Source organism: Micromonospora sp. NPDC023888 (assembly GCF_040639415.1).
In the GTDB taxonomy this organism is placed as follows: domain Bacteria; phylum Actinomycetota; class Actinomycetes; order Mycobacteriales; family Micromonosporaceae; genus Micromonospora.
Map to the genome: position 1 here is coordinate 15,992 of NZ_JBEZZW010000064.1, position 11,208 is coordinate 27,199.

The 11,208-nt window shown below is 72.6% G+C and carries 11 protein-coding genes and 1 pseudogene; 2 read left to right on the forward strand and 10 right to left on the reverse strand.

Features of this window, described 5'->3' with window-relative positions; all coding sequences use genetic code 11:
• Positions 1-15: 15 nt before the first annotated feature.
• The 9 genes from AB0F61_RS32945 to AB0F61_RS32985 all read right to left on the reverse strand — a co-directional run bounded on the left by AB0F61_RS32945 (position 16) and on the right by AB0F61_RS32985 (position 9,845).
• Positions 16-648, reverse strand: a complete 633-nt coding sequence (locus AB0F61_RS32945; protein WP_357817928.1) for a hypothetical protein — start codon at positions 646-648, stop codon at positions 16-18.
• A gap of 200 nt (positions 649-848) precedes the next feature.
• A complete protein-coding gene (locus tag AB0F61_RS32950) occupies positions 849-2,108 on the reverse strand; it encodes an MFS transporter (RefSeq protein WP_357817930.1) in 1,260 nt (419 codons plus the stop codon).
• Positions 2,109-2,244: 136 nt separating this feature from the next.
• On the reverse strand, positions 2,245-3,120 hold the full coding sequence (htpX, locus tag AB0F61_RS32955; protein ID WP_357253621.1) for a zinc metalloprotease HtpX: 876 nt from the start codon (positions 3,118-3,120) through the stop codon (positions 2,245-2,247).
• Between the two features lie 112 nt (positions 3,121-3,232).
• A complete protein-coding gene (locus AB0F61_RS32960; RefSeq protein WP_357817933.1) occupies positions 3,233-4,729 on the reverse strand; it encodes a proton-conducting transporter membrane subunit in 1,497 nt (498 codons plus the stop codon).
• Positions 4,726-6,234 carry an NADH-quinone oxidoreductase subunit M gene (locus AB0F61_RS32965; protein WP_357817935.1) on the reverse strand — a complete coding sequence of 503 codons (1,509 nt, stop codon included), beginning with the start codon at positions 6,232-6,234 and terminating at the stop codon, positions 4,726-4,728. The genes AB0F61_RS32960 and AB0F61_RS32965 overlap by 4 nt, the downstream gene beginning before the upstream one ends.
• Positions 6,235-6,348: 114 nt before the next feature.
• Positions 6,349-8,286 (reverse strand): NADH-quinone oxidoreductase subunit L, encoded by a 1,938-nt coding sequence (locus tag AB0F61_RS32970; RefSeq protein ID WP_357817937.1) that lies wholly within the window; start codon positions 8,284-8,286, stop codon positions 6,349-6,351.
• The gene (nuoK, locus tag AB0F61_RS32975; RefSeq protein ID WP_355032480.1) at positions 8,283-8,645 is read right to left on the reverse strand and encodes an NADH-quinone oxidoreductase subunit NuoK; all 363 of its coding nucleotides are present in this window, start codon (positions 8,643-8,645) and stop codon (positions 8,283-8,285) included. The genes AB0F61_RS32970 and nuoK overlap by 4 nt, the downstream gene beginning before the upstream one ends.
• Positions 8,642-9,205, reverse strand: coding sequence for an NADH-quinone oxidoreductase subunit J (locus AB0F61_RS32980; protein WP_357817940.1), 564 nt, complete (start codon positions 9,203-9,205; stop codon positions 8,642-8,644). The genes nuoK and AB0F61_RS32980 overlap by 4 nt, the downstream gene beginning before the upstream one ends.
• Positions 9,206-9,230: 25 nt before the next feature.
• Positions 9,231-9,845 (reverse strand): NADH-quinone oxidoreductase subunit I, encoded by a 615-nt coding sequence (locus tag AB0F61_RS32985; RefSeq protein WP_357817943.1) that lies wholly within the window; start codon positions 9,843-9,845, stop codon positions 9,231-9,233.
• Between the two features lie 95 nt (positions 9,846-9,940).
• Here AB0F61_RS32985 and AB0F61_RS32990 point away from each other — a divergent pair, with 95 nt between their 5' ends.
• Complete coding sequence (locus AB0F61_RS32990; RefSeq protein ID WP_357817946.1) at positions 9,941-10,516, forward strand: Uma2 family endonuclease; 576 nt, start codon at positions 9,941-9,943, stop codon at positions 10,514-10,516.
• Here AB0F61_RS32990 and AB0F61_RS32995 read toward each other — a convergent pair.
• The gene (locus AB0F61_RS32995; RefSeq protein ID WP_357817948.1) at positions 10,497-10,925 is read right to left on the reverse strand and encodes an ester cyclase; all 429 of its coding nucleotides are present in this window, start codon (positions 10,923-10,925) and stop codon (positions 10,497-10,499) included. The two genes, AB0F61_RS32990 and AB0F61_RS32995, sit on opposite strands and share 20 nt — an antisense overlap.
• Positions 10,926-11,041: 116 nt before the next feature.
• Here AB0F61_RS32995 and AB0F61_RS33000 point away from each other — a divergent pair.
• Positions 11,042-11,208 (forward strand): annotated as a pseudogene (locus AB0F61_RS33000) (glutathione S-transferase family protein); the annotation flags it as partial.

The following is an 11,208-nucleotide window of genomic DNA, read 5'->3' on the forward strand; positions in this document are numbered from 1 at the left end:
AGCAAGGCCCGAGAATCAGAAACGTCCCTTGATAGAGGCGGCGATCATCCATCGGATGTCCGATTCGGAAATCTGGTGAGGAGCCGGCTGCGGATGCCACAGCAGGACGAAGAACGTACGTTTGTGGATCCACTCTGCCTGCTGAACGCCCTCACCGTCGGCCGTTCGGTAGACGCGAACCTCGACGCCGTTGACGCGCAGATACTCCGGCGCGACATCGTCCACGCGTTCGACCAGCGTCGTGATGGAGGGATCCCGGACGAGGCGCAGGAGGGCACCGCCTCGGTGGGTGGAGGGCAGTGACTTGTCGATGATGTCCGACTGGTATGCCCCGTCATATGGCTTTTCGGGCCTCTTGCTGAACCGCTTCGCCGGCTCCAGGGTCGCAGTCGGGCTCGCGGCGGCGGATGCCACCCGCCCAGACGGCGTCGCCGCAGCCGTGGGGCCCGCCGCCGGGTGCGGCGGACGTGACTCTGGCAGACGATTCGACGGCGCGGCGTCGAAGCCCAGGATGACAGTGGCGACGGCACCGACCGCCAGCAGGGCGCTCCACGGGCTGCGAGGCTGCTCGCCGTGAGACAGGACGGTGGCGGCGTCCAGTGACGGAGTGGTGGCGGCGTCCCGCGGGGCAGGCTGCATGTGGGCCATGGTGGCATCAGACCGCAGCCACGGTGGGCCCGCACGGCGCGCCGGCGGCGGCGCGCCCCGACAGAACAGCGACACGACCCAACCAGCCCACGCGACAGAACCAGCCACGCGACAGAACAGCGCCACCGCGACAGAACACCGCCACCGGGACAGGGACGGCGCAGACCGGGACAGGGACGGCGCAGACCGGGCGGGACGGGTCAGACCGGGACGGGGTCTTCGGCGCGTACCGCCGCGGTCTCGGCACGGGCGATGGGCCCGGCGGGCAGGGCCGCGACCGCGGCCCCGACGGCGACGGCCGCCCCGGCGAACAGGAACGCCCACCGGACGCCACCGGCGTGATCCACGATCAGGCCGGCCACCGCGCCACCGGCGGCGCTCGCCGCCACCGCGACGGTGACCACCCAGGTGTACGCCTCGTTCAGCATGCCGGCCGGGGCGATCCGGCCGACCAGGGTGTTCTCCAGGGTCAGCGCGGGCGCGATGGTGGCTCCGCCGACGACCAGGGCGACGCCCAGCGCCAGCGGGGTGGGCATCACCGCGAACACGGCGAAGGTGCCGGCCAGTGCGGCGAGCAGCAGGGCGAACTGTCGGGACATGTTCGCCGCCGGCTTGCGGACACCGAACCAGAACCCGCCGATGGCGCTGCCGATCCCCCAGACGGCCAGGAGAAGGCCGGCGAGGCTCTCCGGGTCGCCCGTGGTGTGGCCGCTCGCGTACGCGGGGACGATCACCCCGGCGGCGCCGAAGGCGATGCCCAGGCCGGCCACGCAGACCAGCAGGGCGGGGAAGCCGGCGACCCGCAGCGGGCCGAGCCCTCGGGCGTGGTGCTCGCGCGGGTGCGGACGCCAACCGCGCATCACCCGGCCGAGGGCCACGGCCGTGGTGCCGACCAGGGTGACCACCGCCGCACCGATCAGCGCGGCCGCCGCGTCGGCGATGAGCACGAAACCGGCGACGAGCAGCGGGCCGAGCACGAAGACGATTTCGAACAGTGAGGTCTCGGCGGCGAGCGCCGTGTTGCGCAGGGGGTACCGGCCGGAGTTGGGGCCGGTCAGGTCGTTCCAGGCGCCACGGATGGCGGCGGTGAGCGGCGGGTAGGTGGCGCCGGCGACGCCTGCGGCGAGGTAGATGGCGGGGAGAGCGTCGTCGCCCGAGCGGCTGGCCAGCAGCAGTCCGATGAGCGCCAGCGGGTGAGCCACGGCGGTGACCAGCAGGACGGGGCTGGGGCCGACCCGGTCGGCGATCCGCCCGGCCACCGGGCTGAGGGCGGCACCGGCGACGGCGTAGGTCCCGCCCGCGATGGCGGCCAGCGCGTACCGCCCGGTCACCTGTTCGACCACAAGCAGCAGCGCCAGCGGGGTCATGCCGATCCCGAGCCGCCCGACGATGCCGAGGATCAGCAGCATCGGGGCGCCCGGAATCCGCCAGACACCCAGATACTGACGCAGCGCGGCCACCGTGAACCTCCCGGGGATGTAATGAGCGTTAGCCGTTATGACCCTAACGCCACCGCCGGGCCGGCAGACAACCGAAATACGGCACTCCGCCCGTACCCGGGGCAACCGGATACGGGCGGAGGAGGTGCTCAGTGGGTCAGCGTTGGAACTGGACAGGCCCAGCGTTGGCGGCCATCTGCTCCAGCCGTGCGACGCGGTCCTCCATCTTCGGGTGGGTGGAGAACAGCGCGGCCATGCCGCCGCCCCGGAACGGGTTGGCGATCATCAGGTGGGCGGTGCTGGTGAGCTGCCCCTGAGCCGGCAGCGGCCGACGTCGGGCCACCGCGTCGATCTTGCGGAGCGCGCTCGCCAGGGCAAGCGGGTCACGGCTCAGCTCGGCGCCCGAGGCGTCCGCCTGGAACTCGCGGCTCCGGCTGATCGCCAACTGGATCACGGTGGCCGCGATCGGGCCGAGGATCAGGGTGAGCAGCAGCACGGCCGGGTTCGGCCGGTCCTCGTCGTCCCCGCCACCCAGCGGGATGAAGAAGGCGAGGTTCGCCAGCAGGGTGATGATGCTGGCCAGACCGGCCGCCACGCTGGAGATCAGGATGTCCCGGTTGTAGACGTGGGACAGCTCATGCCCGATCACGCCGCGCAGCTCGCGGTAGTCGAGGATCTCGGTGATGCCCTGGGTCACGCAGACCGCCGCGTGCTGCGGGTTACGACCCGTGGCGAACGCGTTCGGCTGCGCGGTCGGGCTGACGTACAGGCGCGGCATCGGCTGCCGGGCGTCGGTCGCCAACTCGCGCACCATCCGGTACAGCTCGGGGAACTGTGCCTCGGTGACCGGTTGCGCGCCCATCGAGCGCAGCGCGAGCTTGTCGGAGTAGAAGTAGGTGACGCCGTTCATGACAAGCGAGATGAGGACGGCGATGACCAGGCCGCCGCTGCCACCGAACCCGTAGCCCACCGCGAGAATCAGCGCGGAGAGCAGGCCGAGTAGGGCGGCGGTCTTCAGACGGTTGTGGTGCACGATCTCTCCTTCGGTGCACGGATCGCCGGGATCCGCTGACCGGTGCAACAACCCGGTACCCACCAACCATCCGTCTCAACGCTGAGAGTTCACTGAGACCGGAATTCGCAGGTCAGCGGCCAGCGAGGTCGAGCACCAACTGCGGGGCGAGGCCGAGCACCACGGCCGCCACAGTCGTCACCGCCAGCACCACTGCCACCACACCCACCAGGGGTACGGCAGCCGCACCGTCACCGGCTGGCGCCGCAGCCGGCCCCGGCGTCGCAGGTGCCCACAGCGCGGCCGTCACCCGCAGGTAGTACGCCAGCCCGATCACCGCGTTCAGCGCCACCACGAGCGCCAGCCACGCCGCCCCACCGTCCAGCAGCGCCCGCACCACCGTCACCTTCGCGAACAGGCCGGCCAGGCCCGGCGGCAGGCCAGCCAGACCCACGAGCGCGAGACCGAGCGCCGCGCTCCGCCACGGGTGCCGGCGGGCCGCCCCGCGCAGATCGTCGAGGGTGCCGCCGTCCGCACCGGCCGGGCGCAGCGCGGTCACCCCGGCGAACGCGGCCAACTCCAACACCACGAAGAAGACGGCGTACGCCAGCGCGGCGGCGTACGCGGCGGAACGGGCCTCGTCCGTGCGGCCCGCGGCCAGCGCCAACGCCCCCAGCGGGGCGAGGATGTAGCCGGCCTGCGCGACGGACGACCAGGCGAGCAGCCGGACGGTACGCCGCTGGCGCAGCGCGACCAGGTTGCCGACGGTCATGGTGAGCACCGCGAGCACGGCAAGCACCGGCCCGGTCTGCTCCGCCGGCAGCGCCCGCTGCACCACGGCGAGCAACGCGACGAGGCCACCCAGCTTCGACGCCGTGGACAGGTACGCGGCCACCGGCAGCGGTGCCCCGTCGTAGGTGGCCGGCGCCCAGGCGTGGAACGGCACCGCCGCCACCTTGAACGCCAACCCGACGAGCAGCAACGCCACCGCGGCGGTGGTAAGCGGCAGGTCCCGTAGCTCCGGCCGCTCGGCGAGCAGCGCGCCGAGCCGGTCCAGGTGCAGCCCGCCGGTCACCGCGTACAGCAGCGCCGCGCCGAGCAGCGTGACGGTGGTCGCGACCACACTGACCACGAAGAACGTCAGTGCCGCCTCGGCGCTGGCGAGGCTGCCCCGCCGCAGGCCGACGAGCACGTACAGCGGCAGGGTCAGCGTCTCCAGGGCCACGATCAACGTGATCAGGTCGCCCGCCGCGCCGAGCACCACGCCACCTGTCATCGAGCAGGCCAGCAGGAAGCAGTACTCCCCGACCGGCGACCGCCCACCCCGCAGCGCCGGCACGGACAGCCCGAGCACGCCCAGGGTGAGCAGCGCCACCACCGCGCCGACCAGGGCGGCCCGGCCGCCGAAGACCCAGGAGCAGTCGGCGCCGGCACAGAACGTCCGCCGCTCCCCGGCCGCGCCGACCACCGCGGCGCCGACGGCGGTGCCGAGCGCGCCGAGCGCCGCCACCACGATCGTGGCCCGTGGCCGCGCCAGGAGCAGGTCGGTGAGGAGTACGAGCACGGCGGTGCCGGCGGCCAGGTAGGCCGGCAGCAGCGCGACGTTGTCCACGCTCTGCACGCCGCTCATGGGAAGACCACCTCGATCAGGGCGTCGACGGGAGCCTCGGCGACGCCGAGGACCAGCGTCGGGGCCAGCCCGATCGCCAACGCGAGCAGCACCAGCGGCACCCAGGCGGTCAGTTCCGCACCGGCCAGACCCGGGCCGACCCGACCGACGGCGGCACTCGGCCGATTGTGGGTGACCTGACGCAGCAGGCGCAGGAAGTACGCGGCGGTGAGCGCCGCACCGACCGCAGCCAACACCCCGAGGGTGGTCCAGAGCGGGCCGCCCACCTGGACGGCCGCGATAACCGCGAACGCCTCACCCCAGAAGCCGGCCAACCCGGGCAGGCCGAGCGAGCCGATCGCCGCGAACGCGAGTAGACCAGCCAGCCGGGGCGCGGTCTCCCGCAGCCCGGACAGCTCGGCGAGGGTGCCCGTGCCGGTCCGGTCCTTCACCGCACCGGCCAGGAAGAACAGCAGACCGGTGAGCACCCCGTGCGCGATGTTGCCGATCAACGCCGCCTGGATGCCGACGGTGGTCAGCGTGGCGACACCAAGCAGCACGAAGCCCATGTGCCCCACGCTGGAGTAGGCGATCAGCCGTTTCACGTCGGTCTGCGCCAGACAGACAAGCGAACCGACAAGGATCGCGGCGACGGCGAGCACACCGAGCACCGGCGCAGCCCACCGGGCACCCTCCGGCGCCACCCCCACCGCCACCCGGATCAGACCGTACGTGCCCATCTTCAGCAGCACCCCGGCCAACACGACACTGCCCACCGTGGGGGCCTGGGTGTGCGCGTCGGGCAACCAGGAGTGCAGCGGCCACAGCGGGCTCTTCACCGCGAACGCCACCGCGAACAGGGTGAACGCGGCCAACTGGGTGCCCCTGGACATCCCCGCGCCACCGGTGAGCGCCACCAGGTCGGCGGTGCCGGTGGCGGCGACCACCACGTACACGCCGACAAGCAGCAACACCGAACCGAACAGGGTGTAGAGCGCGAACTTCCGGGCCGCCCGACGCCGGTCCGCACCACCCCAGCCGGCGATGATCGCGTACATCGGCAGCAGGACGACCTCGAAGAACAGGAAGAACAGCACCAGGTCCAGGGCGAGGAAGGTGCCCAGGATGCCCACCTCGACCACCAGCAGCAGCGCCACCAACGCCCGGCCGCTGCCGCCGTCCGGCACCCGCCACATCGTGTACGCGCAACAGAGCAACGTGAGCAGCGCGGTCAACACCACGAGCGGCCACGAGATGCCGTCGACGCCCAGGTGGAAACGCAACTCCAGACCGGGCACCCAGGGCAGATCCAGGTGGTGCCACGGGCGCACCGCCGGCTCGTCGGCCGACCAGGCGACCCAGCCCCGACCGCCGACCACGAGCGGCACCGCGGCCAACAGGGTCAGCGCCGCCGCGACCGTACCGACCAGCCGGGCCGCCCGGTCCCGGGGTGTCGCCACCACCGCGACCGCACCCAGCGCCGGCACCGCCAGCACGGCAACCAGCAACACCTGCCCAACGCTCACCGGACCGCCTTCGTTCGCGACTGCGGGGCTCGCAACCCCGGCGCACTCCTCGCGCTCACCGGACCGCCTTCGTTCGCGACTGCGGGGCTCGCAACCCCGGCGCACTCCTCGCGCTCACCGGACCGCCCCGATCGCGGCGGCGGCCAGCCCGATCAACAGCGCGCCGGCCAGCACACCGGCGGCGGCCCGGGGCAGCGCCGCCCGGTGCAGCGCCGCCAACCCCGCACCCAGACCGGTGGCGGCCCGCCCGCTGCCCTCGACCGCACCGTCCACCACCACCTCGTCGCCGGCGCGGGCGACGCGGGCCAGCGCGCGGACGGAGCGTACGACAAGGGTGTGCTGGACGTCGTCGAGCCGGAACGCGCGGGCGAAGACCGGCCGCAGCGGACCCAGCGCGTCCGCCGGGTCGGCGGCCCGGTTCCGCCGCCACCCGAGCGTGACCAGCACCGCGCCGACAAGCAGAAACGCGAGCGGCAGCAGCACACCCGGCGCCACGTGGACCAGGCCGTCCTCGGAGCCCGCCACCGGCACTGTCGGAAACCGCAGACGATCGGCGAACGCCCCGACGAACCCGACCAGACCGAGCAGCGCGGCCGGCACGGTCAGCAGCAGCACCGGCCAGCGCAGCACCGCGGGCGGGTCGTGCGGCCGGACCAGCGGCAGGCGTGGAGCACCGAAGAAGGCGCGCAGCAGCAGCCGACCGGCGTACCAGGCGGTGATCGCCACGCCGACCAGCCCGGCGATCCAGACGATCCAGCCCACCCAGGACGGTGCCGGGCCGGTGCCCTCCAGCGCTGCCGACTCGGCCACCGTGAGTACGCCGTCCTTGCTCCAGAAGCCCGCCAACGGCGGCACCCCGGCCAGCGCACCGAGGCCCACCACCGTGCACCAGAACGTCACAGGCATGCTGCGCCGCAGCCCGCCCATCTCCGACATCAGGGTGGTGCCCACGGCGTGGATCACCGCACCGGCGGCGAGGAACAGCAACGCCTTGAACGCGGCGTGGGTGAGCAGGTGGAACAGCGCCGCCGACGGTGAGCCGACCGCCAGCGCGCCGGTCATGTAGCCCAACTGGGACACTGTCGACCAGGCCAGCACCCGCTTGATGTCGTCCTGGGCGGTGGCGGCGAGCGCACCGAGCAGCAGGGTGATCGCGCCGAGCACCCCCAGCACCGTCAGCGTCACCGGCGCGGCCGTGAAGAGCGGGTAGAGCCGGGCCACTGCGTACACCCCGGCGGCGACCATCGTCGCCGCGTGGATCAGCGCGGAGATCGGCGTCGGGCCGGCCATCGCGTCCGGCAGCCAGGTGTGCAGCGGGAACTGCGCGCTCTTGCCGGCCACCCCGGCGAGCAGCAGCAGACCGGCGGCGGTCAGCGTGGCGGTGGAGTGGTCGTGGGCGAGCACGTCGGCGATCCGGAAGCTGCCCGTCGACACGCCGAGCAGCGCGATGCCGAGCAGGAACCCGACGTCACCGACCCGGGTCACCAGGAACGCCTTCATCGCGGCGGCCGGCGCGCCGGGCAGTCGGCGGTCGTGGGCGATGAGCAGGTACGAGCAGATACCCATCACCTCCCAGCCGACCAGCAGCATGATCAGGTCACCGGCGACCACCACCAGCAGCATGGCGCCGGTGAAGAGGCTGATCTGCGCGGCGTACGGCGGGTAGCGGTGATCGACGTCGATGTCGTCGTGCGGACCGCGCCGCAGGTAGCCGATCGAGTAGACCTGCACGGCCAGCGCGACCGCGGTGACCGCCACCGCGACAAGCGCGGCGGAGCCGTCCAGCCGTACGCCGAGCGTCACCGCCAGCCCGCCGACGTCGACCCAGGTCGTCGACGTCTCCGTCGGCCCGTCGACGGTGAGCAGCAGCGCGACGGCCAACGCCAACGCGACGGCCGCGCCGGTGACGCCGAGCGCCACGGCCGCCCGTCGGGCCCGGTCACCGCCGCCGGCACCCGCGCTCGGGTGCCGTGGAGCCGGCGGCAACAGCAGGCCGGTCAGGCCGGCGACCAGCGGAACGGCGGGCAGCAGCGCCCCGAGCAGCCCGGTCACCGGCCCGCCTCCGTGTCCAGGACGGCCGGCTCTCGCCCGCCGACGGTCTGCGCCGGCTCGGTCAGCGGCACGTCATCCACCGCGACGGTGGCCCGCAGCCGGTAGAGCTGGAGAACGATCGCCAGCCCGACCCCGATCTCGGCGGCGGCGAGGACGATCACGAACAGCGCGAAGACCTGCCCGGAGTGCGGCAGCACGGCGCGGGCGGTGGTGTCCGCGGTGACCAGGATCAGGTTGACCGCGTTGAGCATCAGCTCGACAGACATCAGCACCAGCACCGCGTTGCGCCGGCGCAGCACGCCGTACACGCCGAGGCCGAACAGCAGCGCGGCGGTGACGTACGGGATGACCGGCCTCACCGGCGACCCCCGGTCCGGATGTCGACAGCGGGCCGATCGACGGTGGCAGTCCCGCCGGGGCCAGCTCGGCCGATGTCCGGCCGGGACAGCACGATCGCGCCCACCAGGGCGGACAGCAGCAGCACCGAGAGCACCTCGAACGGCAGCACCCAGGACTGGAAGATCTGCTCACCCAGCCGCTCGGCGGTGCCCGCGTGGGGCAGCGCGACGGTGCTCCAGCGGTACGCGTCGACGAGCAGGACGGTCAGCCCCAGCCCGGCGCCACCACCGATCAGGGCGGCCGGCCAGCCGGGCCGATCCAGGTCGTCGGAGGCGCCGATCGGCGCCCGGGTCAGCATCACCGCGAACAGCAGCAGGACCACCACCGCGCCCACGTAGATCAGCACCTGCACCCACGCCACCAGCTCGGCACTGAGCACCAGGAAGTCACCGGCCAGCGCGCCCAGGCACACCACCAGGTAGAGCCCCGCCCGGACCAGGTGCTTCGTGGTCACCACCAGCACGCCGGCGCCGACCGCCACCGCGCCGAGGGCGAGCAGCAGCACGTCCGCTCCGGTCACCGGGCCGCCTCGCCAACTCGGCCGGTCACGACGCGGGGCCCTGGTCGGTGTCGGGGCGTACCGATGAGGGGGCCGGACGCGCGGCGGCCTTGCGGGCGGCGGCGGTCTCCTCCTTGGCCGGTTCCCCGTTCGGGTCGTGCGCGGGCGGCGCGGGGACGGTGGCCATCCACTGACCGAGGTGGTCCTTGTCGTGCAGCAGGTCCTTGATGTCGTACTCGGCGTACTCGAATTCGGGTGACCAGTAGAGCGCGTCGAACGGGCAGACCTCGATGCAGATGCCGCAGTACATGCAGAGCGAGAAGTCGATGTCGAACTTGTCGAGCACGTTGCGCTGGCGGGGGCGGGCGGCGCCGGGCACCGCCACCTCCTCCTTGTGCGAGTCGATGTAGATGCACCAGTCCGGACACTCCCGGGCGCAGAGCATGCAGACCGTGCAGTTCTCCTCCGACAACGCGATCACGCCCCGCGAGCGGGGCGGCAGGTCGGGGGCCACGTCCGGGTACTGCTGGGTGGTCGAGCGGCTGGTCATCGTCTTGAGGGTGACCGCCAGCCCCTTCACCAGGCCCGCGCCGGGCATGCCGCGCCCGCCGGTGGCGCCGGCCGGGTCGCCGTGCTCGCTGGGGTGGGTCATGTCGACCATCCTGCCCTGTGGCCCCGGCGCGCGCGACCACCACCCACAGGTCGACGGCGGTACCGTGGTCGCGGGGAGAACGAACGCACCTGGAAGGACCTGCCATGACCGCCGCGCTGCAGAGCGACTACCCGCCCGAGAGCGGGTGGACGACTGATGACCTGGATGCGCTGCCCGAGGATGGTCGCCGCCGGGAACTGCTCGATGGAGTGCTGCTGATGTCCCCCTCCCCCACTCGTACCCACCAGAGCATCGCGATGCGTCTTGGTGCCGCGCTCGACGAAGACTGCCCCGACGGCTACGACGTGACCCAGGCGGTCGAGGTGCGCATCAACCGGACCCGGTCTTTCATACCCGACGTGCTGATCACCACGGCTGCCGCGGCGGCTCGCGAGCCGTCGAAGTACGAGCCGCACGAGGTGGTCCTGGCCATCGAGATCGTCTCACCGAGCACCCGCTCGATCGACCGGGTGTTGAAGCCGGCGCTGTACGCCCAGGCCGGCATCCCCTTCTACTGGCGGATCGAGACGCAGGGTGGCGAGTTGGAGGTCGTGACCTACCGGATCGACGCGGTGAACGAGGTCTACAGCGAGACGGGGCGGTGGACGAAGTTCGTCGACACCGGCGAGCCCTTTCCGATCAATCTGCCGATCAGCCGGATCACGCCCCGGGTCCGCTGACGACGGTCGGGGGGAGCATCTCGACGCCGAGTTGTTGCAGCAACTGGAACAACTCGGTGCAGCTCCACACCTCGACGATCCGGCCCGCCGGGTCGAAGCGCAGGAACGTGGCACCGGAGTAGCTGACCACCTGCCCGGTCGGCAGCACCGGCCCGAACTGCCCGGCGTGCGTGCCGGCGGCCCGCCAGTGCACGGCCACCCGCTCGCCGGCCGCCACCACGTCCACGATCTTGTAGCGCAGGTCCGGGAAGGCCGCCCGCCGCTCCCGGTGCCAGGCCAGCGTCGCCTCCGGCCCGGTGCCGCCCAGCCCCGGGCACTCCTCGGCGATCAACTCGTACGCGGACTCCTCCCGGCGCGCGTTCCACACGTCGGTGATGAACCGCCGGGCCGCCGCCTCCACATCCGTCATGCCGGCAGGGTAACCGGACCGTCCGGCCCCGAGACGGGTCAGGTTGCGCCGCACCGCACGGTCGGGCCGAAGATCCGCGAGGATGAGACGGAGGCGGCAACAGACCGGAGGATGACGTGGGCGAGGAAACAGGCGGGAAGTACGTCGAGCCGGGTGGCGAGTTCACCCGCGACCAGCGGTACATCGCTACTCGGATCACCGAGGACGGGCGCGACGGGTACCCGGTGGAGCCGGGCCGGTACCGGCTGGCGGTCAGTCGGGCCTGCCCGTGGGCCAACCGTCT

Coding starts and splice junctions, on each gene's coding strand:
- AB0F61_RS32945 (WP_357817928.1), bottom strand. CDS start 648: ATGGCCCACATGCAGCCTGCCCCGCGGGACGCCGCCACCACTCCGTCA.
- AB0F61_RS32960 (WP_357817933.1), bottom strand. CDS start 4,729: ATGAGCGGCGTGCAGAGCGTGGACAACGTCGCGCTGCTGCCGGCCTAC.
- AB0F61_RS32985 (WP_357817943.1), bottom strand. CDS start 9,845: ATGGTCGACATGACCCACCCCAGCGAGCACGGCGACCCGGCCGGCGCC.
- AB0F61_RS32990 (WP_357817946.1), top strand. CDS start 9,941: ATGACCGCCGCGCTGCAGAGCGACTACCCGCCCGAGAGCGGGTGGACG.
- AB0F61_RS32995 (WP_357817948.1), bottom strand. CDS start 10,925: ATGACGGATGTGGAGGCGGCGGCCCGGCGGTTCATCACCGACGTGTGG.